The 22,832-nt window shown below is 64.7% G+C and carries 19 protein-coding genes; 13 read left to right on the forward strand and 6 right to left on the reverse strand.

From position 1 onward, the window contains the following. The first annotated feature begins 242 nt into the window (after positions 1 to 242). From D3D02_RS00070 to D3D02_RS00100, 7 genes are all read left to right on the forward strand, one after another. A complete protein-coding gene (locus D3D02_RS00070) occupies positions 243 to 665 on the forward strand; it encodes a type IV pilin (protein WP_121567920.1) in 423 nt (140 codons plus the stop codon). A 116-nt stretch (positions 666 to 781) separates the two neighbouring features. Further along, positions 782 to 1,348 carry a hypoxanthine/guanine phosphoribosyltransferase gene (gene hpt / locus D3D02_RS00075; RefSeq protein ID WP_121567922.1) on the forward strand — a complete coding sequence of 189 codons (567 nt, stop codon included), beginning with the start codon at positions 782 to 784 and terminating at the stop codon, positions 1,346 to 1,348. Positions 1,349 to 1,465: 117 nt separating this feature from the next. Next, on the forward strand, positions 1,466 to 3,304 hold the full coding sequence (locus D3D02_RS00080; RefSeq protein ID WP_121567924.1) for an ABC transporter substrate-binding protein: 1,839 nt from the start codon (positions 1,466 to 1,468) through the stop codon (positions 3,302 to 3,304). 130 nt (positions 3,305 to 3,434) lie between these two features. Then, positions 3,435 to 4,418 (forward strand): ABC transporter permease, encoded by a 984-nt coding sequence (locus D3D02_RS00085; protein WP_121567926.1) that lies wholly within the window; start codon positions 3,435 to 3,437, stop codon positions 4,416 to 4,418. Then, positions 4,418 to 5,653: an ABC transporter permease gene (locus D3D02_RS00090; protein ID WP_121567928.1), complete on the forward strand. Its 1,236-nt coding sequence runs from the start codon at positions 4,418 to 4,420 to the stop codon at positions 5,651 to 5,653. The genes D3D02_RS00085 and D3D02_RS00090 overlap by 1 nt, the downstream gene beginning before the upstream one ends. Further along, positions 5,650 to 6,819 carry an ABC transporter ATP-binding protein gene (locus D3D02_RS00095; RefSeq protein WP_121567930.1) on the forward strand — a complete coding sequence of 390 codons (1,170 nt, stop codon included), beginning with the start codon at positions 5,650 to 5,652 and terminating at the stop codon, positions 6,817 to 6,819. Before D3D02_RS00090 ends, D3D02_RS00095 begins: the two co-directional genes overlap by 4 nt. Next, complete coding sequence (locus D3D02_RS00100; protein ID WP_121567932.1) at positions 6,816 to 8,150, forward strand: ABC transporter ATP-binding protein; 1,335 nt, start codon at positions 6,816 to 6,818, stop codon at positions 8,148 to 8,150. Before D3D02_RS00095 ends, D3D02_RS00100 begins: the two co-directional genes overlap by 4 nt. A gap of 49 nt (positions 8,151 to 8,199) precedes the next feature. On the opposite strand, the gene D3D02_RS00105 is transcribed toward D3D02_RS00100, so the two are convergent. Further along, the gene (locus tag D3D02_RS00105) at positions 8,200 to 8,502 is read right to left on the reverse strand and encodes a transcriptional regulator (RefSeq protein ID WP_121567934.1); all 303 of its coding nucleotides are present in this window, start codon (positions 8,500 to 8,502) and stop codon (positions 8,200 to 8,202) included. Positions 8,503 to 8,678: 176 nt separating this feature from the next. Here D3D02_RS00105 and D3D02_RS00110 point away from each other — a divergent pair, with 176 nt between their 5' ends. Then, a complete protein-coding gene (locus D3D02_RS00110) occupies positions 8,679 to 9,638 on the forward strand; it encodes a sugar phosphate nucleotidyltransferase (RefSeq protein ID WP_121567936.1) in 960 nt (319 codons plus the stop codon). An 18-nt stretch (positions 9,639 to 9,656) separates the two neighbouring features. Here D3D02_RS00110 and D3D02_RS00115 read toward each other — a convergent pair whose 3' ends face one another. From D3D02_RS00115 to D3D02_RS00135, 5 genes are all read right to left on the reverse strand, one after another. Next, on the reverse strand, positions 9,657 to 10,391 hold the full coding sequence (locus D3D02_RS00115; RefSeq protein WP_121567939.1) for a diphthine--ammonia ligase: 735 nt from the start codon (positions 10,389 to 10,391) through the stop codon (positions 9,657 to 9,659). 84 nt (positions 10,392 to 10,475) lie between these two features. After that, a complete protein-coding gene (locus D3D02_RS00120) occupies positions 10,476 to 10,856 on the reverse strand; it encodes a hypothetical protein (RefSeq protein ID WP_147435559.1) in 381 nt (126 codons plus the stop codon). Positions 10,857 to 10,910: 54 nt separating this feature from the next. Beyond that, positions 10,911 to 11,606, reverse strand: a complete 696-nt coding sequence (locus tag D3D02_RS00125; RefSeq protein WP_121567942.1) for an HD domain-containing protein — start codon at positions 11,604 to 11,606, stop codon at positions 10,911 to 10,913. Between the two features lie 173 nt (positions 11,607 to 11,779). Further along, positions 11,780 to 14,161: a BGTF surface domain-containing protein gene (locus D3D02_RS00130; protein WP_147435560.1), complete on the reverse strand. Its 2,382-nt coding sequence runs from the start codon at positions 14,159 to 14,161 to the stop codon at positions 11,780 to 11,782. A 1,121-nt stretch (positions 14,162 to 15,282) separates the two neighbouring features. Continuing rightward, complete coding sequence (locus tag D3D02_RS00135; protein WP_121567946.1) at positions 15,283 to 17,643, reverse strand: amino acid permease; 2,361 nt, start codon at positions 17,641 to 17,643, stop codon at positions 15,283 to 15,285. Positions 17,644 to 18,413: 770 nt separating this feature from the next. Between D3D02_RS00135 and D3D02_RS00140 the strand changes: the two genes are divergently transcribed. From D3D02_RS00140 to D3D02_RS20780, 5 genes are all read left to right on the forward strand, one after another. Then, on the forward strand, positions 18,414 to 19,268 hold the full coding sequence (locus D3D02_RS00140; RefSeq protein WP_121567948.1) for a hypothetical protein: 855 nt from the start codon (positions 18,414 to 18,416) through the stop codon (positions 19,266 to 19,268). Between the two features lie 75 nt (positions 19,269 to 19,343). Continuing rightward, entirely contained in the window at positions 19,344 to 20,153 is an 810-nt protein-coding gene (locus D3D02_RS00145) for a hypothetical protein (protein ID WP_121567950.1), read from the forward strand. Positions 20,154 to 20,308: 155 nt separating this feature from the next. Then, the gene (locus D3D02_RS00150) at positions 20,309 to 20,746 is read left to right on the forward strand and encodes a type IV pilin (RefSeq protein WP_121568413.1); all 438 of its coding nucleotides are present in this window, start codon (positions 20,309 to 20,311) and stop codon (positions 20,744 to 20,746) included. Between the two features lie 399 nt (positions 20,747 to 21,145). After that, positions 21,146 to 21,826 carry a DUF998 domain-containing protein gene (locus tag D3D02_RS00155; protein WP_121567952.1) on the forward strand — a complete coding sequence of 227 codons (681 nt, stop codon included), beginning with the start codon at positions 21,146 to 21,148 and terminating at the stop codon, positions 21,824 to 21,826. An 816-nt stretch (positions 21,827 to 22,642) separates the two neighbouring features. Next, complete coding sequence (locus D3D02_RS20780; protein ID WP_199722976.1) at positions 22,643 to 22,804, forward strand: hypothetical protein; 162 nt, start codon at positions 22,643 to 22,645, stop codon at positions 22,802 to 22,804. Positions 22,805 to 22,832 lie beyond the last annotated feature (28 nt).

Here is a 22,832-nt window from a genome sequence, read left to right on the forward strand (position 1 = left end):
CTCGATCGACGCCGGCCGTTTCCCGTCGGTCACTCGGCTCATACGTTACTCTACCGTTTACTAAGGGGGTCAAATACGTCTTCCGCTCTGGCACGACTCCGTTCACGATCCGACAATTAGTATTTAAAATAGGTTGCCTAACCGTCCAGATCGAACTGCATACCCGACCGCACCACGCGACTGGCAACCGTGCTACTACCAGGCAGATTATTGTTATATACTTAGAAATACTCTCTCTTGATATGAATATACGTACACTATTCGAGGACGACGCGGCAGTCTCTCCAGTTATCGGCGTCATCCTGATGGTCGCGATTACGGTGATCCTCGCAGCCGTCATCGGCTCGTTCGTGTTGAACCTCGGCCAGGGAATCCAACAGACGGCCCCGCAGGCCAGTTTCGGGTTCGACTACGCGAACGACTCCGTCGACGTCACCCACGAGAGCGGTGACACGGTCGTCGCCGCCCAAGTGAACGTGACGTCCGCAGCAGCGATCGACTACAGTGGGTCGACACTCTTTGCGGGCACAGTCAGCGCGGGTGACACGGCCACGTACAACCTCTCCGGTACCGAGTGGAACGGCGAAACCGTCCGCGTCGTCTGGGCGTCCGAAGACGGATCGACGTCCGCGACGTTGAGCCAATCCACTGCTCCCGCGATCTGACGGGGCGAACGTCTGTTCTCAGCTCGGAGTGGTGCTCGCTGACGCACCCCGTGTGTCGCTCTGCGCTAGAGCGACCGAACCGCCAGTTTTTATTTTCGACCCGGAGTACCCACGACATGGACCAACTGCGGCAGTCGCTCCTCGAAGCGCCGATTATCGAGAAAGGCGAGTACGAGTACTTCGTCCATCCCATCAGCGACGGCGTTCCGATGCTCCGTCCGGAACTGCTCCGCGAGATCGTCATCAAGATCATCCGGAAGGCCGAGATCGACGACGTCGACAAGATCGTCACGCCGGCCGCAATGGGTATTCACATCTCCACTGCGGTGTCGTTGATGACGGACATCCCGCTCGTCGTCATCCGTAAGCGACAGTACGGTCTCGACGGCGAGGAACCGCTGAGCCAACAGACCGGCTACTCCGAGAACGAGATGTACATCAACGACGTCGATCCGGGCGACCGCGTTCTGGTCCTCGACGACGTGCTCTCGACCGGCGGGACGATGCGCGCGGTGCTCGACGCGCTCGAACACATCGGCGCGGACGTCGTCGACACCGTCGCCGTGATCAAGAAGGCCGGCCCGAACGAACTCGACGACAGCGGCCACCACGTCAAGACGCTGATAAACGTTCGCGTCGAGGACGGCGAAGTCGTCATCGTCGACGAGCACGGCGACGACTGACGTTCCCGTCGAACCGGGACGACCCCGACCGCACAAACGGGTCATACAAGCGACAGAACGAACGTTTTCGGCCGATCTATCGATGGGTATTTGACCGGATGGGCGCACGTAGCTTCTATGCCATCCGGTAGCGGTTCAGACGGCCGCGGACCGGCCCCGATCGCCGGTCGGTCCCGCCGTTCCTTTCTCCAACTTCTCGGTCTCGGTGGGGCGACGGCGGTTGCAGGCTGTAGTGCGCCGGATCGAAACGGGACGCCGACGGGGGACGCAGAGGCTGTCGAGTACGTCGAGGGAACGCCTACGGGGACGCAGACGCTGAACTTCCTGAGCGTCGACGACACGCCGTCCGCGAACCGGATCCAACTGGCGCTCGACGGCGCGTACGCCATCACGCCCGAACAAGATATCTTCCCGCTCTGGGCAGACATCACCTCCGACGAGGGGCGGGTCTACACGGTCGAACTTCGCGACAATCTCCGGTGGGGGGCTGGCTACGGCCGGATGACGGCCGAAGACTGGGTGTATATGATCACGGAGGTCTACCAGGCCGACTCGAACTGGGCCGGATACCCGAACCCCGGCGACTGGCGACAACAGGGCGAGCCGATCCCCGTCGAGAAGACCGGTCCCCGCTCCTTCGAGATCAGGCTTCAGTCCGTCGACCCCGCGTTCCCGCTCCGGCCGATTATGTGGGGCGCGTTCTGTATGCCGAAAGAGATCATCGCCCGGTACCGCCCCGACGAGGACCAGGACGGGCTCACACAGGACGAGGAGGTCCAGACGCTCGCGTACGCCGGAAACCTCGGCCCCTACAGCTTCGAGCGGTGGAACCGCGAATCGGAGTTCGTCGCCACCCGCAACGAGGAGTACTACCTCCGCGAGGTCGACGACGTCCCCGACGAGTGGCAGCACGCGCCGTACTTCGACGCTTACACCTACGAGGTCGTCCCCGAGGAGAGCACGCGCCTCTCCGCGCTCCGGTCGGGCGAACTCACCGCCACCGACATCCCCGAGACGCGCGTCGAACAGTTCGAGGGGCGAGACGACGTCGACGTCAAGGTCTTCCCGCAGGCGTATATGACGTCGCTCATCTACAATCAGCGCGCCAACGGGTCGTTCTACGAGGCGCTGCGGAAACCGGGCGTCAGACGCGCGCTCGCGCACGCCGTCGACAAGCGGACACTCGTCGACGACGTTCTCCGCGGCTACGCGACGGTCGCCCACACGTTCCAACCGACGTTCTCGCGGTGGTACTCCGACGAGCAGGTGACCGAATACGGCGTCGGTGACACATACAGCCACGACCGAGCGCGGGAACTCCTCCGGGAGCACCTCGGAACCACCCCGTATCGCTACGACGGCGACCGCGTCGTCGACGCCGCGGGCGAGCAACTCACGCTCGATCTCGTCTTCGCGCAGGGGTCCCAGACGGTCGAGACGACGGCGCAGTACGTCGCCCAGGAGTACGACGCCATCGGTATCGACGTCGACGTCACCGGCAAGCAGTACGGAACGCTGGTCGAACACCACCTCTACAACGGTTGGCAGGGCGACGGCGACCCGCCGTGGGACGCCGGCCCGTACAACGGCGGTCCGCGTGACCAATCGCTGAGCCAGGAGCCGTGGGACCTCATCCTCGGAATCACGTTCAACACCTATCCGCGGACGCCCTCCTCGATTCAGGGGTTCACGCTCGAACGGGGCGGCATCAACTTCTACGGCTACTACCCCGAGACGGACTTCGCCTCGCTGTTCGAGACCGCGACGAGCACCGTCGACGAGGCAGCGCGGCGTGGCACCCTCGCCGAGATCTTCGGCGCGCTCTCGGCCGAACAACCGTTCAACTTCCTCAATATGGGCGTGGAGGTCGTCGGCTACGACAGCGCCGTGCGCGGTCCCGAGGAGGTATTCGGCTACAGTTGGGACCAGAGCACCTGGCGACCCGGAACGCAGTGAACCGACGCCCGACCGCCGCACCGACCCGTGGTGGCCCTCGTTCGGACGACAATATTAACTGCGGTCGACAGAACTGACCGGCAACGGCGGCCGGCGGAATCGGAGCACGGCCTGGGAGCGACACACCACGATGGGACTGAAATGGTACACGGCGCGTCGGGTCGCGTGGGCGGGCGTCGTCGCCGTCGTCATGCTGACGGTCACGTTCGTCCTACTCGAGTACGCGCCCGACGCACAGTTAGCACGCGTCCAGTTCCAGGCGGCTGCCAGCGGCCGGAGCGCCGAGGCCGCCGCGGAGGCGTACGCCCGTCGCCGCGGGCTGCAGGGACCGCTCTGGGAGCGCTATCTCGAATACCTCGGGAACCTCGCCTCGGGCGATTGGGGCTGGTCTGAATCGCGGTCCCAGCCCGTCGTGACGGCGATTCTGACGGCGCTCCCCTACTCGTTGCTGTATACGATCCCCGCCGTGCTCCTCTCGACGGTGCTCGGCATCGGGATCGGGCTCTATTCGGCGTTCAATCAGTACACCAAGACCGACTACGCGGCGACGTTCGTGGCGTTCTTCGGCGTCAGCATCCCCAACTTCTGGTTCGGCATCGTGCTGCTGTTGGTCTTCGCCGTCCACCTCGGCTGGGTCCCGGTCCTCTTCGATTCCGAACTGGCCCGGACGCGACCTCTCTCGCTCGCGAACGCGCGCCAACTCGTCCTGCCGGTGTTCGTGCTCGCGACGAGCGCGATCGCGAGTACGATGCGGTACGCGCGCGCTGAGGCGCTCGAGTACGTCCGCGCGGCGTTCGTGAAAACGGCCCGGGCGAAAGGCGCGTCCGACTGGCGGATCATCACGCGACACGTCCTTCGCCCGGCGCTCGTGCCGCTGTCGACGATTCTCGTCGGCGACTTGCTCGGCGTGATCCTGTCGGCCTCCTACCTCGTCGAGGTCGTCTTCGGCATCCCCGGCCTGGGCCGACTCAGCCTCGACGCGATCCGCCGGCAGGACACGGCGCTGGTCCTGGGAACGACGCTCGTTCCGGTGTTCGTTGCAGTCGTCGGGAATCTACTGCAGGATCTCGCATACGGCTGGCTGGACCCGCGTATCGACTACGGTGATCGCTGATGCCGGGAGACGAACGGACTGGACCGGACGTCGGCGACGCGACGGACCCGGGACCGGATCGACCTCGCGAGCGCTTCGAGGACGTCGACTGGGACGCGATCGACGCAGACGGACGCCGCTCCTCGCCGACACAACTTCTCGCTCTCGTTGCCGGCGGCCTCTACGCCCTCGCGCTGGCGTACGACGTCCTGTTCGCTGTCGGCGACCCGACGGTCGAGGTGGTCGTCGCCGACTCGACGTTCCTCTGGGACGCGACCGGCGTGGACTGGCTGTTCGTCGCGACGCTTCTCGTCTTGGGCCTCGCTGCCGTGCCGCTCGCACGGAACCGACGTCTGACCGCGTACTACTGGCAGCGCTTCCGGCGCCACCGTCTCGCGGCGCTCAGTCTGGTGTACCTCGTCGTGATCTTTCTGCTCGGAACGGCCGGCACGCTGTTCATCGACCCCCCGACGCTGCACGTCGCGGCCGGCTACCAGCCGCCGGTCTTCCTGAGCGTCGACGCGTCGATCCCGACCCAGTGTCTCGGCCCCGTCGTCGACGGCCGGTGTCGAGGGACGTGGCGCTATCCGCTGGGAACGACTGGCAGCGGGAAGGGGCTCTTGGCGCTCGCGATCTTCGGGATGCGCGTCAGTCTCCAGGTCGGACTGATCGCGACGCTCATCTCGGTCACCGTCGCGACCGCCGTCGGGGCGACGGCCGCCTACGCCGGCGGCTGGGTCGACGAAGTGCTGATGCGCTACGTCGACGTCCAGCAGACGTTTCCGACGTTCTTCCTCTTTCTGTTCTTGGCGTACCTCTACGGCGGCAGCCTGTTCGTGCTGATCGTCATCTTCGGGCTGACCGGCTGGGGCGGCATCGCCCGCATCGTCCGCAGCGAGGCGCTCCAGCGCCGCGAGGAGACGTACGTCCAAGCGGCCCAAAGCGCCGGTGCGTCCGGTATATCCGTCGTCTGGCGCCACATCGTCCCGAACGTCTCGAACTCGATCGTCACCGCCGCGACGCTGAACGTTCCGGTGCTCATCCTCTCGGAGGCGGCGCTCTCGTTCATCGGCCTCGGCGACGTGATGCTGCCCTCGTGGGGGCAGACGATCGCGGCGGGCCGCGGTGATCTCGCGACCGCGTGGTGGATCTCGACGGTCCCCGGGCTGTTCCTCTTCGCGACGATCCTCGCGTTCAACTTCCTCGGCGACGCGCTCAGGGACGCGCTCGATCCGCGGCAGGAGGTCGGCCGATGAGCGACGAGTCCCTCCTCCGCGTCGACGACCTGACGGTCGAGTTCCGCACTGACCAGGGTTCCGTCCGGGCGGTCGACGGCGTCTCCTTCGACGTCGCGCGCGGCGAGACCGTCTGTCTCGTCGGCGAGTCCGGCAGCGGCAAGACCGTCGTCGGCGAGTCGATCACGCGGTTGCTCCGCGAACCGCCGGGCGAGATCCGCGGGGGTGCCGTCCACCTCGACGGGCAGGACCTCCTCTCGCTCTCGGAGGCACAACTCGGCGCGGTCCGCGGCGACCGGATCGCGCACGTGTTCCAGAATCCCCAGGACTCGCTCAACCCCGTCTACACGGTCGGCTGGCAGCTGATCGAGGCGGTGCAGTTGCACGCGGACGTCTCGAAGCGTGAGGCCCGAGCACGTGCGATCGACCTCCTCGACCGCGTCGGGATCCCGGACCCCGCCAGTCGCGTCGACGACTACCCACACGAACTGTCTGGCGGGATGAAACAGCGGGTCGCGATCGCGATGGCGCTCGCGGGCGATCCGGACCTGTTGATCGCCGACGAGCCGACGACGGCGCTCGACGTCACGATCCAATCGCGGGTCCTCGGGCTCCTCGAGGAGATTCAATCGGAGTTCGAGACGGGAATCCTGCTCGTGACTCACGATCTCGGCGTCGTCGCCGACGTCGCAGATCGGGTCGTGGTGCTGTACCGGGGGCGAGTGATGGAACGCGGCGACGTCTACGCAATCTTCGATCGCCCCGCCCATCCGTACACGCGCTCGCTGTTGGATTCGATCCCCGGACGCGGCGCCTCCCGAGCATCAGCCGCGACGGCGACCGATTCGGCCCTGGAGCCAGCCAACGCAGGCGCAAACGGCTCGACCCTGACCGACTCGAACTCGGCCGAACGATCCGCTGGCTGCTGTTTCCGCGACCGCTGCCCCTACGCCGTGGAGGCCTGCCGGCGAGGGGACCATCCACCGCTGTACGGCGTCTCCGGAAGCGAGGACGCCGCCACACCGGCGGAGACAGCAACGGCGGGCGACGACGCCGATCGCGAACACGCCGTCTCGTGCGTCCACTTCGCACCCGAGGGCGATCCGACGGTCGTTTACGGAACGGCTGTCGACTCCGACGCGACGGCGGATGGGCGCTCTTCTCGCGACGGGAGTGAACCACAGTGACCGTCGACCCCCCACTGCTGGACGTTTCCGGACTGAAGAAACACTACCCGATCACCGACGGGCTCTGGAACCGTGAGGTCGGGCGCGTGCGGGCGGTCGACGGGATCGATCTCACCGTCGAGCGCGGCGAGACGCTCGGCCTCGTCGGTGAGTCCGGGTGCGGCAAGTCGACGGCGGCGCGCGCACTGCTTCGGATCGAGGACCCGACCGGCGGGACGGTGCGCTTCGACGGCGACGACGTCACGGCGTACGACCGCGAGCGACTCCGGCGGTTCCGCCGCCGCGCGCAACTGATCTTCCAGGACCCGACGTCGAGTTTCGACCCGCGGCTGTCGATCGGTCAGTCGGTCGGCGAACCACTCGCCGTGCACGGGATGGCCGACCGCGAGCGCCGGCGGCGACTGGTCGAAGACACGTTGGAACGCGTCGGCCTCGACGCGGGCGACGCCGACCGCTACCCGCACGAACTGTCGGGTGGCGAAAAACAGCGGGCCGCACTGGCGCGCGCGCTGATCGTCGATCCGGACCTCCTCGTCGCCGACGAACCCGTCTCGGCGCTCGATATGCCCGTCCAGGCGGCCGTCCTCTCGCTTCTGGCGACGCTCCAATCGGAACTCGACCTCGGCGTCTTGCTCATCAGTCACGACCTCGCCGTCGTGCGCGAGTTCTGCGACCGCGTCGCGGTGATGTATCTGGGCGAAATCGTCGAATCCGGCCCCGTCGACGTCGTGTTCGGCGACCCACAGCACCCTTACACGCGGGCGCTTCTCGCGTCGGTTCCTGTCCCCGATCCGACCGTCGAGCGTCCCGACGTCGAACTGACCGGGGCGGTCCCGAGCGCGGCGGACCCCCCCGCGGGCTGTCGGTTCCACACGCGCTGCCCGGCGGTCATTCAACCGGACGCGTACGACCTCGACCAGGATGCGTGGCGGGGAGTCCTGCGCCTCCGGACGCGACTGGGCGAGGACGAGCCCGGTGTGGACGTCCAGGCGATCCGCGAACTCGTGGCGGTCGAACGCGGCGGCTCCCTCGCCCCCAGCGACGTCGACGACGAGAGCGTCTGTACGGCGCTGCGACGCGAGTTCGAGATTCCAGAGCGGCTGTCCGATCCGGCGGCCGAGGCGGTTCTCGACCGTGCGCTCTCCCGAGTCGTCGCCGGCGAGCACGCAGCGGCGGCGACGCTGCTGTCGGACGCCTTCGAGACGCCCTGTGAGGCCGACCCGCCGTCGTTGCGGTCTGTCTCCGCCGAGCACACGGCGGCCTGTCACCTCCTCGATCGGGACGACGCGGCGGCTGACGTTGTCAGGACTGACGACCGGACCGACCGCTGAGAGGGGGTCGTGCTTCGCCGTGCTCGACGACTGCGCCCGACGAGCGCGCCTAGTCGATCACGAACTGCGGTTCGGCGATGCGTTCGGAGCGGCACTCCGGGCACCGCGAGGGATCGTTCAGCGGGTCGTCGAAGCTGTCGAAGCCACACGCACGGCACTCGGGCGGCGCGACGAGGAACTGCTCGTCGACGTCGGATCCCTCGATCGAGCGCGCGACGTGGTCGAGGTGGTGATACACCGTCGAGCGAGGGACGCCGACCGCCGTCGAGAGGTCTGCCGCGCCGTGGGGTTCCGCTCGCAGCGCGTCTGCGATCCGCTGTCGGGCCGTGGCCTCGTCGTCCGACTCGGACATACCCCCTCTAGGTTCCCGCTCCCGTATATACTGTCGCCTGCGCTGTGCGATCCCGTGATATCGGACGTTACACTGGGCGTATGTGTACATTTATCAGGGAAAATCCGGAGACACGACGGGGCTCGACCGGATCCCTCGGGGAAACAAACTTGAGACTCCGGGCGGAGAGTCAACGTATGAAGGCAGTTGTCCTCGCCGGCGGGTACGCGACGCGTATGTGGCCGATCACCAAAGACCGCCCCAAGATGTTTCTCCCGGTCGGTGACGGGACCGTCATCGACGTCATCTTCGAGGACCTCGAAGCCGACGAGCGGATCGACGAGGTGTTCGTGAGCACCAACGAGCGATTCGCCGACTCCTTCGAGTCCTTCCTCGCAGACGCGCCCTACGAGAAACCCACCCTCTCGATCGAAGAGACGGTCGAGGAAGACGAGAAGTTCGGCGTCGTCGGCGCGCTCGCACAACTCATCGATCGCGAGGGCGTCGACGACGACCTCGTGGTCATCGCCGGCGACAATCTGCTCTCGTTCGACGTGGGCGAGTTCGTCGACTTCTTCGAGTCGAAGGCGACTCCGTGTCTCGCCGCCTACGACGTCGGCTCGAAAGAGCGCGCGCGGTCCTACGGACTCGTCCAGTTGGACGGCGACCGCGTCGTCGACTTCCAGGAGAAACCGGACGACCCCCAGAGCACGCTCGTCTCGATCGCCTGCTATGCGTTCCCCGCCGAGACGCTCCCCGACTTCGACACGTACCTCTCGAACGGCAACAACCCCGACGAGCCCGGCTGGTTCATCGAGTGGCTCCAGCGGCGCGGGACCGTCCACGCGTTCACGTTCGACGGCGCGTGGTTCGACATCGGCACGCCCGAGAGCTACCTCGACGCCGTCTCGTGGTATCTCGGCGGCGACACGTTCGTCCACGAGTCGGCGACGGTCGAAAACTCCGTGCTCGACGAGGACGTGCACGTGATGGCCGGCGCGTCGGTGTCGGACTCACATCTGGAACGAACTGTCGTCTTCAGCGACGCGACGATTCACAACGCGGACATCCGCGACACTATCGTCGACGAGCACACCTACATCGAGAATCTCGATCTCTCGAACGCCCTGATCGGGGCGCACTCCCACCTCGAATAGCGCGCCGCGATCCTCCCGCTACTCCGTCGCCTCGCCGAGCCGCGCGTCCGTCACGCGAATGTGTCCACGAGTCCCCTCCCAGACGGTCTCGTACTCCAGTTCGATCGGGCGGTCCATATGCGGTCCGTCGGTCACGAACGTCTCGAACTCCCCGCCTTCGCCGAGGACGTGGACGCCGTACTCGTCGTTGAGTTCGACTAGTTCTGTGAGCGCGTCGGCGTCGAGTGTCCGCCCCAGCCACGACTCGTCGAGGCCGCGGGCGGCGACCTGAATGATCCGGATCTCGAACCCGGCGGCGAGCATCTCTCTCCCGAGTTCCAGCGGGTCACGCTGCCAGAGGGGCGCGAAGAGATCGATCTCCAGACGGTCGCACATCTCTTGGATCCGGGAGGTCTGGAACTCACTCTCGACGGCGCCGGCGATGACGCCGGCCAGGCCGCCGTCGAGGTCCGACTGCAACTCGACGAGCGCGGCTTCGAGTGGCTCGATCTCGCGGTCGCCTTGCGCACCCACGTCGTCGACGTCGCCGGCGTCGAGGTCGTCCGGTTCGACGTCGACCAGCGGGATGCCGATGCTCTCGGCGGCGAGCCCGGCCAGCCGCGTCTCGGGGACGTGATACATATACGAGTCCTCGCCGGGGTGGACCGTCAGGAGATGTGAGACGTTCAGTCCCTCCTCCAGCGCGCGGTAGAGCGCCCACGAGGAGTCTTTGCCGCCGGAGAAGAGGCTGACCCAACTGCCGGAGTCCGTCATCGCCGGCTGTAGGCGAGCGGTGTACAAACGACCACCGGTTCGATCGTCTCCGCGCGTCTCTCGGCCATCGTCTCCGCGCGTCTCTCAGCGATCACCCCTTTCGGTCACGTCGCGGATTTGGTGGCCGTCGTCGTTGCTGCCGTCGTTGCTGTCGCCAGTGCTGTTGCCGTGTTCGGCTTCCAGCGCACTCGCGATTCGCTCGGTCGCGTCGACCAGCCGAAGGACGGCGACGACGAGGAGCCAGGCGACGTAGATTCCGGCGGCGATCCCCGCGAGGACGAACCACAGAAGGATCTGTCCGGCGACGACGATACTGTACGCGAACGTCACGACGGCGACGACCGCGAGCGCGACCTTCACCCGTCTCGACGGCCGTGGAGGGTACTCGGAGGGCACGCTTTCGACGTGCGGGCCGTGACTACTAAGCGTACTGCTCTCGGAGGCGTGGTCTGTCGACAGTGACACCGCCTGCTCTGTCCACACCGGACGGAACGGAGGGTGACTCCGGCCGCTGGCTACTCAGCGCTCTGTCCCCTCGAGGCTGTGGTCCATCTCCGGGACTTCGGATTCGAGCCACTCGCGGAACCACTTGACGCGCTTGAGTCGCTTGTGCGCGATGCTCTCGGCGGCGTCGGAGTTGACCCGGTCCGTGGCGTCGCGGCCGCGTTCGAGGACCCGCTCGACCATCTCGGCGGCGTCCATGTGCGTCCGCGCCTCGTAGCCCATCCGGAGCAGCATCAGCGCCGTGCCGTTCGCGCCGACTTTGTCGAGGATGTCGGCCTCGATGAGGCTCTGCGTTTCGAGTGAGACGTCCGCGAGCGGTCCCTGATAGGAGTGGTCGGCGACGACCTGACACACCTGCTCGACGAACGACTGCGGGAAGTCGCCGTGGGTGTTCAGGTACTCGCGAGCGACGCGTGCCCCCTCCTCGGCGTGGACTTCCTGGTCGGCTTCGAGCTTCGAGATGTCGTGAAAGAGTGCGGCGACTCGGACGACGTCCGTGTCTGCGCCCTCGCGCTCGGCGATCTGCGTCGCCAGATCGACGACGTTCAGAATGTGGTTGAAGCGATACTCGGCGCTGTGCCAGGGGTACCACCGCATTCGGCCGCCGTCGTCTTCGCCTTCGACGCTCGCAGCGAGATAGTCGCGGACGAACCGCTTCATCTCCTCGAACTCCTCGTCTGCGACCGTCGACTCCTTGATTTCAACGCCCACGGAACCACCTCTCCTTTGAATCGGTGGGCGGTCCCACGGTGTCTGTATTCGCGTTTGGGTTCATTACCCGATAAAATGGTTCTTCGGTTCTTAGGCGTTACGACGGCTTGACCCCGTCCCGTCGCCGATATGCCCGCCGACCGTCTGCGACGGCGGCGATACGGACCGTTCGGTCATTCGAGCCGTGTCACGAACACCAGGACGGTCGTCAGGGCAGCCAGCGCGACCAGCACGTCGAAATCCAGCAACCGTTCCCGGAGTGGTCTCTCGCCCGGGTCGTCGACGAGGGTGTCGATCACGGTCTCGAAGAACGCTCCCGTCGAATCGGTGATCGAGCGCCCGTCTCCCTCGGACTGCGGTTCGGGAGTCGCTGTCGACTCGGTGGTTGGTGCTGCCGCATTGCTCCGGGAGGACCCCCCGGATTCGTCGCTTCCGACGCCCCCGCCTCCGCCTGCGCCGCCCGCCTGACCGACGGTCGTCGCGGCCGTGGTCGCCACCGCCGTCGTCGGCACGAACGCGCGGATCTCGCCGCTGACGCCGAGTTCGTTCGAATCGCTGATGACGCCGGCCGCTGAGGTCGCCTCGAAGGTGTCGCCGACGCCCTGCGCGTCGAAGTCGAACGTGGCGGTCCACGCGCCGCTCGATTCGACGACCGCCTGGGCCGTCTTGTGGAACGACGGCCGCGTCCCGTTCGTCGACCGGAGTCGGAGTTCGATCTCGGTTCCCGGCGCGACGGTCGTGGTCCCGCCGATCGATTGGTTCGTCGCGGCTGCGACGACGAGGGGATCGTCGTCCGTCGCGATGGTCGCCTCGACGAGCGAGTAGTTGCTATTGACTGTCCGACTGCCGTCGTCGACGTCACTGAACGTGCCGTTCTCGTGAACCGCGAACGACGCCGTGAGCGCGTCCCCTGCTGCGGGTACACTGGCCTCCGCTCCGTCCGAGCGCGTGCCGACAACCTCACCGTCGCTCGCTGTCGCCGCCGGTGCATCGATTTCGTACAGCATTGTGTAGGTATCGTTGCTCGGGTCGGCGACGACGTGCGCGTTGCTCGCGTTCAGTTCGAGTCGGTAGGCCTCGCGATTTGGCGGTGGGTTCTGTTGTGTGACGTTCAGCGCGTACAGCGCCGCCTCTTTCGTGCCATCGAGCGCGAAGAACGTCTCGGTCGCTGTTCCGTCGTGCTGTGCAAACTGGCCGGCGAGCCCCGGTGCCTCGATTCGGTGCACGACGAGGTCGCCCACGGCGACGTCCGCCCGCTGCGTGAGCTGCCCTGTCTCGACGGCCGCCGAGAGGTCTTCGTGCGTCGAAAGCGCTGCATCCGCAGGCGCGACCCAGGTGGTGAGTCGCTCTGGAGCGGGGGCGTCGAGTACGAGCGTCGCGGCGTGTTCCGCGGGAGCGCCCGCGTCTGTGCCCGTTCGGACCGTGATCCCGTATTCGCCGGGAGCCAGCGGCTCGCTCAACGTGGTCCGGTCGTCGACGTCGGCCGCGATCACCTCGTCTGCCGTCCTGCTGGTGTTTCCGCTGGACGCGGCGACGCCGAACACGTCGCCGCCGTCGTCCGGCAGACTCGTCGCACCGGCGACAGCGGCTGTATTGAACCGCAGCCGGACGGTGCCGTTGCCGTCGCCATCGGACACGGTTACGTTCGCCCGAAAGCCCGAGTCGACGCTTCCGAGCGTCACCGTCGCGGTCTCGGCGTAGGTCAGATTCACTCCCACTTCGACGACGTCGCCGGCGTGCTCGTCGACGACGGCCGACCGGAACCTCGCGGTGCTCAGGCTGTCGTCGACGACAGCTATGCGGTCGGAGCGGACTGTCGCGTCGGTGCCGATGTCGGTCACGTTGACGGTATAATTGCCCGGCCCGGCCGCGTCGAACACCGACGCCGGGAAGTCGAACGCCGTCTCGCCGTTCCCGCCGAGGGTGATATTCGTACGTTCGACGATCGCACCGTCCGCCTCGCGGAGGTCGACCTGAACGGTGCGCCCGCCCGCGTTCGCGAAGATGGTCCCTTCGACTGCCGCGGCGGTCGTGAGGGTCCGATCGTCGACCGCGACTGCGAGACCCAGATCCCGGATCGTGACTCCCGTCGTTCGATCGGTGCTGCCGTCGTCGAGCGTCGTTTCGATGGTGTACGCCTCGGTCCAGTTTCGCGCGTCGGTGCCGATCACGAACGCCTGGCTTCCCGACCCGGTGCGACCCGCGAAGACGAACTCCCCGTCGTCGTCGACGACCTCGAACGCCTGATCGAGGTCGGCCGAGCCATCGGTCGCGACGAACGCCATCGTCGATCCGGCGTAGACGTTTGCCTCGCCGCCGCCCTCTGGAACGGTCGCGGACGCTACCGTCACGTCGACTGTCCCGGGTGTGATGGTCTCGCTGTCGATCGAGTCGTTCACCGCGTCGATTCTGAGGCCCACTTCCGAACGCGGATCGAGCGTCGTCGCGGAACTGATGAGCAGTTGCCCGTCCGTAGATCCGTCGGCGTCTAGGGTGTAGCGATCTGTTACGTCCGCTCCGTCGACGAGGACGGTGACGTTGTCTGCGAGCGTCAACGCGCCCGCTTCACCACCCGCTTTCGAGACGTCTTCGCTGAACGGGACTTCGATGACGCTCTCTGTGTGCGTTAGCGACGCTCCCGAGAGGCTGTCGATGGAGAATGCGGTGACTGACCCAAGAGTGAGGGGCTCTGGATCGTTGTCGATTCTCGCGGTGTTCTGCCGAATTCCACCACTACTTTCATCGACATATGTCGACTTTATCTCATCACCTTCGGATACGTGAAGCGTCCCGATACTGTCTACAGTGCTCAGTTCAGTACTTCCGCTAAACTTTGCATCTGTTTGGTGCACTAGCTGGACAGTTTCGCCTCTAGTGTACTCGATACCGTCGCGGGACTCCGGAGAGTTGTCAAAGGTGATCGTAACCGTCCCATTACTATTTCGACTAACAGACGAGATCTCGTTCCCTCCACGACTGCTGTCTTGATAGGTGATATCCTGTTTGGATATCATATTGTCGTCATTTTGGTCTGAAACACTCCATTTTGTGGTATATTTTTTCTCTGTACTAGGATGCTCACCAAACACGGATGATTGCGACTCAGTATCCGACTCGATATTGACGACGTAGTCCGTAGTCGTCGACAAATCGCTATCTTCGACGGTGACGGTGACGACGTCGCCGTCGGTGTACGTGGACGAATCAAACGAGATGTTCCCTTGATCCGCGGCAACGACGCCGGAGAACGCCCCCATCCCGCTGAGAAGACTGAGTACAAGAATCGTTACGAGAGAAACGGCTCGAAAGCGGCTCGTGTAGCCTGTCATACGTGAAGTAGTGGGCCGTCGACGACGCGCGAGCGACTGACGCAGACGCTGACGCGAGTGCAGATGAAACGACGCACAAACTGAACCACCAGAAACGGAAGTCGGTGTCCGCCTCGTTCTGCCGGATGCCTCGAACTCCGTCGTCAGTCACGACTCGGAAGCGAGTCGGGCGGCGACGCGAGAGTCCGTGACCGTGCATCCGTCTGTCGATTAGACGCCCGAGTAGGAGGACTAGCATATATTATAAGTAACCTTCCTTTCTCGTCCGGTCTCCCTTAATTCAACATCGCGGAAATATTCGATCAGAGAACGCGTCCCGGACAAGCAAGCCGAGAATCCGCGTGATACTACCGGAACAGTTTCTGCAGGTAGCGATAGACGGGGAAGACGTATTCGGAGAGGCGGCCGACGACGCCGGTCGAACTGGCGTAGACGACTACCGGGAGGTCGGCTTCGGGGGCGCGCTCGATGACGCGGTCCGGGGTGCTCCCGAAGACCCACCGGCGGAGTTCGCGCGTGCGAGTCGCGCCGATGAACAGGACGCCGCCGCTCGCCGCCGCCGACTCGACGAGGCCGTCGGCAATGAGATCAGCTTCGATCTCGTGAACCTCGACGTCGATCCCTTCCGAGAGGTGATCGAGTGTGTCCTCGATCGCTTCGTGTGTCCCGTGTTCGCCCGTCGGTGCGACGCGAATGACGTGGACCGCCGCGCCCTGCGTTCCGAGGTCGTCGATCAGGGGGAGAAGGGCGTGGTGGTGCGGTCCGCCGCCGGCACCGACGTTGACCACGTCCAGACTCGGGTGTTCGGGGAGTTTGTGGACGTAGAGGATGTCACACGGCGATTTGAACTGCACCGACGACGCGATGTCCGGGTGGTCCTCGGGGTACCCCATCAGGATCAGATCCGCGCCGTCGTCCCGAGCAGTCTGGAGGATGTCGAAGGCGACCTCCCGGCAGATGTGTCCCTCGACGGTGTAGTCGACCCCGGTCTCGACGCCTTCGAGCTGGGCTTCGAGAGCGTCGGCGCGGTCGCCGGCGGTGTCTTCGAGCGCCTCGAAGGGAGTCTGTTCGGGTAGCTGGGTGATCGTCACGACCTGGACGAGCGGATCGCCGTTGCCCGTCCGCGCTTCGGCTATTTGGCTCGCAAACCGCACGTAGGCGGGTGCGCGACTCGGCCGAGCGACCGGGACCAGGATACGGAACCGTTCTTCGGTCTCCGCTTCGGCCTCCTCTCCGCCGGCCGCTGCGGCCGACTCACCCGCTACGGTCGGGGGGCGTTCGCCCGCGCGGGCGGCGTGCCCGCCCGGTTCGACGGATGCAACGTGCGGGCGGGCTTCGGTCACGCGCGCGAAGAGTTCCTCGCGTTCGGGCGCGCCGCCCCAGAAGTAGTACGACGCTACGAGCGCGATCACGACGACGATGCCGCTGAGGATCCCCGAGAAAGGCAGATTTCCGATGAGTGCGACGTTGGCCAGGACGCCGAGGATGGGAACGAGCGGCACGAGCGGGACGCTGAAGGGACGGTCGAGGTCCGGATAGCGGCGCCGTGAGTAGACGAGCGCGACGTTCACGACTGAGAGCGGTACGAGCAGATTGAACGTCGCAAAGCCGGTGAGCGCCGAGAGGTGGAAGTGGAGTTCGCGGCCGACGAACTCGACCGACGGCAGGATGCCGCTGAAGGCCAGAATCAACGCGACGATCGTCGCTGTCGCCGTCGCGACGCTCCAGAACGGCGTCCCGTACTCGGGATGGATGCGCTGGAACGGCCGCGGGGCCTGTCCACGCTCGCCCATCAGCGATCCGATCCCCGAGGCGGCCAGTATCGAGGCGTTCGACGCCGACACCATCGAGAAGATCGCGCCCGCGACGATGAGTACCCGACCGATCGGACCGAGGAACGCGGCCGCGACCCGACCCATCGCGGTCTCGCCGAGTTCGGCGACCACTTCCGCGGGGATCGGCGAGTTCACCATCGCGACGATGACGAAGGTGTAGAGCACGACGACGGTCAGGATCGACGTCGCGATAGCCTTGGGGACCGTCTTCCGTGGCTCGATGATCTCGCCCGCGCTCGCGGCGATGGCTGAGAACCCGAAGAACGTAATGAACGCCAGGGCCGCCACGGAGACGATGCCGACGGGTTCGGCCTGGAAGTTCCCGGCGAACCGCCCGGTAGCTTCGACCGGCCCGGCGAAAGCGAACGCGCCGCCGATGAACGCGAAGAGCACGGCGACTTTCGCGGAGGTGACGATGACCTGGAACGTCCCGCTCTCTTCAGTCCCGCGAGCGTTGAGTGCGCCGAGGAGAATCGTCGTGACGAGCGGCATCGTCCCGTGCGGAATCGGCCAGGCTTCGGGGAAGACGAACCGCTGCCACCACTCGCCCATCGTCGCGAGGTAGAACGCGGTCGTCCCCGTGTAGCCGAGAAACAGCGAGACGCCGACGAAGTACGTGAGGAAGTCGCTGTCGAACGTCTGTGAACTGAACAGGTAGCCGCCGCCGTTCTCGGAGTAGATCGAGGCGAACTCGGAGTACGAGGCCGCGGTGATCCCGGCGACGACTGCAGCGATGATGAACGCGATGACCGCGCTACTGCCGATTCGGGCGACGGCGACGCCGGACAGCGAGAAGATCCCCGCCGCGATCATCGTCCCGAGGCCCATCGCGTACGCGACGGTGAAGCCGAGTGACCGAGTGTGCTCTACCATCCTCTGCTCCCGGAGTGCTCGTCTACTGACCCGTGCGTGTGCAAACGAGCCATCTCCTCAGTCTCTCCGTTTTGTCCAAGTGAATCGTAATCGACGGATACGCGCTCCGTCGAGAGCGCTGCGCACGCCACGGCTGCAGTACGGCGGAGGTCGGACGGTGACACTCCCGGTATCTGCGCCCGCTCACACAGCTGCGACCGCTCGTGAGACCCGTCGTTCCGACCGTTGTGAGCGGACGGGGGGCACGTTCTATCGGGGTCGTCGTAACCGTTCATAGACCCTCGCCGGAGGATGCGGCGAGAGATCTGCGCGGACTTACGAGAACCCCGACAACGTCCGCCGCGCTACTCGTCTCGTACGGATCCATACCGAACGATTGCGGCCGCATCACGTATTAAAGTCACCGAAAATCACCGTTTTTGTAAAATATCGTCCCCAGACCAAGACATTTTGTCACTTTCCGAGGCGACCCCGGCGTCAGTTATCGAGCCGACAGGCGAATATAAATACAGTCTACGAAACCGACGAAGTCGACGCGGCGACGACCTGTCGACACTACAGGACAGGTCGCCGAGGGGAGCAGCCGCGCCTTCGGTCACCCCAACACCCGTTTGAGCTAAACCGAGTTTTATCTGCGACTGTCGTCGATACAGACGTATCAGAGATGGTCCCCACACCCGACGTACACCCGATCAGAAGGCGTCCCTCCACTCTCGTCGGCTGGCACGAGAGACACTTACGAATCCGTCGCAGTGACGGGGGTGTCACCGATGCCTAGTTTCCCGACTCGACTCTCCGCGGGGATGGAGCGGGCGCGGGAGTATCCGCGACTGGCGCTCGTCCCGGTACTGCTCGCCCTCCTGAACACGGACAAGATCGTCGCTATCGCCACGTTCGACGGCGGACACATCGGACTCAAATTCGGGCTCCCGCTGTCGGTCGTCACCGTCTGGCAGTTCGTGAGCGTCCCGAACTCGGGCGTCACCGCGAACACCGGGCTTCCGATCGAGATGCTCCCGCTGGCGGTCGTGACGGTCCCGGTATTGCTCGTCGTGCAGGCCGCAGCGACGGCGGGGTACTTCGGGAGCATCCGAAACGCACTCGATCGCGACGCCTACGACTTCAGCCGAAACGTTCGTGCATACTTTGTCCCCTTTCTCGTGCTGACTGCCGTGCCGTTCCTCGCGGTGCTCCCACTCGCAGTCGGCGTCTTCGGCGTCGGCGCGTTGACTGGGAGCCTCAGTGGTGCGGTGCTGCTGATCGTCATCCCGGTGTTGCTCGTCTTTCTGATCGCTGCGTACCTCTTTTATGCGACGCCGTATCTCCTCGTTCTACGCGACGTCGGCGTCGTCGATGCCGCCCGCGCGTCGTACGCGCTCGCCGTCGACGGCGGCCCCTACGTTTCCTATGCGGTCGGCTTCGCGCTCTTCGTCCTCGTGGTCTCGCCCTTCGCGACCGCGTTCGTGGTGAACGTGCCGCTCCTCGGAGTCCTGATCGGTATCCCGGCCGGCGCAGTGATCGGACTCGGCGCGAACTTCGCGACGATGCGTTTCGTCGCGGACCTCGATCCGGAGTCGGCGGTCAATCGGTCGTGGGATCCGGACTCGTCCGAGTCGCCTGGGTGACGCTGTCAAACCACGCCCATCGATCATTACGGATAGACAGACAATAATAGGAGCATCTCGCTACCACGGAATACGATGGACGAGTGGCGAGGGCGAGAAGAACGCGCGACGAACGTTCTGTACCAGCAGGCGGTTCGAGTCCCACTGCCGGACCTCGACGCCGAACGCGTCCTCCATAAGAATATGACGCGCATCGCCGATGCGGGCATCCACAAGAGCGACCTGCTCGCGGACCCGGACGTCCCGCTCACCGAAGCCTACGAGTACGAACTCGACGAGATGCGACAGAGCTTCCAGCACCGCCTCCAGCAGGTCGCCGGCGCGGGCTATCACGACGTCGCGGACGCGTACATCCGCGGCGAGCGCGACGACTGGATCGGGGCGCTCGCGACCTACTACCGGGAGTGCTACTACCGGCTGCAGGAGCGCTACACCCACGGCGACCAGTTCTTCTTTCTCCTCGTACTCCGCTATCCCGACTGCTTCACGGTCAATCTCGGCTTCGCCGACGGCGACGTCTCCGACGACGCCGTCCGTTACGAATCAGTTACGCACACGGATATCGACGAGGAGTATCGCGAACGATACTACGCGGAGTGCCAGTACGCGCAGCGTGAAGCCGCAGAATACATCCGCGAGCGGGTCCCCTGCATTCGGGAGTCGTTCCCGGACCCGGACACCACGCCGTTCGAGGAGCGCAACTACGGCGGCTTCGTGCACATTACGGGACGGAGCGGCGTCGTGTTCTCGGAATTACTCGACGGTGTCTGTCCGGACCCCGGCCGCTTCGACAGTCCGGTAACCACACCCGGTCTCGTTCCAGAGGGTCCAGAAGCAAAACGAACCAAACGCGAGTATCTCGCCGACGCTGACTTCGTCGCCTGAGCGGTTCTTGCGTTCGCCTGTTTGGATCCGTTTTAGACCCGCGTCCGGGCAATCGCATACTGTCGGCGCACTCGTGGGTGGTTCTTCCCGGGCAGGTCGTCGTCCGATACGTGGTGGGAGTATTATTTTAAGCGAACCCTACAATGGGCGTTAGTGTGCAGCTAAAACAGCTTCTTGAAGATGACGGCGCAGTGTCCCCAGTCATCGGGGTGATTCTGATGGTCGCGATCACGGTGATTCTCGCGGCCGTCATCGGCTCGTTCGTGCTCAACCTCGGCCAGGGCGTTCAGCAGACAGCGCCCCAGGCCAGTTTCGAGTTCGACTACAACACGACTGCCGGCACCAGTAACGTCACAATCACGCACCAGTCGGGTGATTCGATCACGGCGACGCAACTCGACACGGCGGGAGCAACGTGGCACAACGAATCGTTGGGGTGGAACAGTTCCTACACTACCGTTAACGCCGGTGACTCGCTAACGAAGAACGCTTCCGACGGGTTCAGTGGGCAGACGATCCGCGTCGTTTGGTCCTCACAGAACGGCGAGACCTCCGCGACGCTGAGTCAGTCCAAGGCACCTGGCGGCGCATAACGCCACGCGACTCGCTGCGGACTGCGTGAACGCCTCCCGTTTCCGTGAGGGCGTCCGTGCACGCTGTCCGGGAAACGAACACGCATCCTCTTTCTGGTGTGACGGGTGCCGAGACAGTGAGATCGATCGGTGACTGGACTGTCCCGCCCACAACCGCCGAGCGCGGTATCTCACTCGTCCCGGATGAGCAACTCGCTGTCTTTTCACTTCCGCATCCGAACCCGCAGCGTCCGGCGGACGAGCGGTAGTGCCGCTGTGTTCGCGTCCGCCTGCCCGCCAACTGTCCCATCGCGCTCCCAGCGTTCGATGCACCTGACCGATCCAGCGGATATGCTGTGCCCAGCCAGCGCGAACGTCCCGTGAGAAAGACTTGTCACTCGACGCGAAAAATGACCGTTGATGGACGACGTCAACACCTACCAGTCTCGTCTCGGGGTTTCGGAACTGTCGGTAGCGGGCTTCGGTCTCACCCTGTCTGGATTCATCGGCATTATGGGAATCATCACCGCCGAAGTCCTCTATCCGAACTATTCGACGAGACAGGACATCAGCGATTTGGGCTCGACCCGCCCGCCGAATCCGATAATCCACGAACCGTCGGCGACGATTTTCAACACGACGATGCTCGTGACAGGCGTGTTGGTCGTTCTGTCGGCGTACCTCCTCTACCGTGTTCTGGACCGCCGCGGGTTCCCGCTCGCGCTCGCCGTGTTCGGATTCGGCGCGTTCGGCGTGGGTGTCTTCCCGGGAAACGTGACGCCGTGGCACGGTCTCTTCGCTCTTCTCACGTTCTTCGCGGGAGGTATCGCAGTCGTCCTCTCCACTCGGGTCGTCTCCAGACCGTTCTCTCTGCTCTGTGGCCTCTTCGGTGGAATCTCTCTTCTCGTCCTCGGAAGCGTCTTCTTCTACGGATTGGTCGTCCGCGGCCCGAGTCCGCTCGCGTTTCTCGGCGCCGGCGGAATCGAACGGTGGGTCGTCTACCCGCTCATCATCTGGTTGCCCGCGTTCGGCGGCTACCTGCTGGCCGTTGCTAACGATTCGACGAGTGAGGCGGCTATCTATAGTCGCAGTTCCAACTGATTGGGACCCGATCGCCCGACGGCGTCTGATCGGGTGCGTGACGACGTGCAAATGCTACTATCGCGGGCGTCTGGTGACGCCTCGAATGCGATCGGTCTATCGTCGCGTTTGCAGCTGATACTGTCGGACCGAAGTTCATAAATTGTGTTAGCACCCACGGGGTGCCGATCATTTTCACATCGTTCTGTCCGACAGTCTGAGCCCACGCGACACCTGAGGCCACGGATATTCACGAGCGTGCGACCGCGTGCGTGATACGTTCCGACGATCGGTTCACTGGAACCAAGACGAGCTTTCCTCTAGTAGCGTTTGCACGTCGTCACCCACTCGGTCGCACGCCGTCGTGCGATCGGCTGCGTAATCTGCTGCAAACGCTACTCTCGTCGGTCCTCGCCACGGCCGGTCACGGTGTTACCTCACCTCACCCGCACTCTCTCGCCGTCTTCGATACCGGCACGCCACCGCGTCGTGTCGCCTCCTGACGAATCAGCGGTCGCGATATACTATCGGTACCTATCATCAATATGTTCAAGTGATGTTGGTCTCCATACAGGTGTACGCAGATAGCTGTGGGATGCTCGATGTCCCGGGGGGTGCGGCGACGCGGACGCTGTTGGCTGCGGAAGCCACCGACACTCTCTGAATCCTATTCTTCCGTTTCCGGCGTTTTAGCGGCCATATAAACACTATATACTGATAGTGTATGCTAGCGGTACTTTCAAGTAGTGTTGTCCAATACACACGAAACGAGTGGTGCACACCTGTGTGGAGGCCACTCGACCGGACCTGAATGTAGTAGAACGGAACATGGGAACGATGACAACATCGGATAACGGCGCCCGCGAGGACACCACGCACACGTCTATCGAAATTAGCCGCGACGTGTGGCGGCAAGTCCGCAGCGACGCCGTTGCAGACGGGAAGAACGTCTCTGAAAAACTTGAGGAGGTGCTCGAGGATTATTACGACCTCGATTGACGCGCCGGGCGCGAGCCCGCCGGAGCAC

Source organism: Halobellus sp. Atlit-38R, assembly GCF_003665925.1.
Taxonomy (GTDB): Archaea; Halobacteriota; Halobacteria; order Halobacteriales; family Haloferacaceae; genus Haloquadratum; species Haloquadratum inordinatus.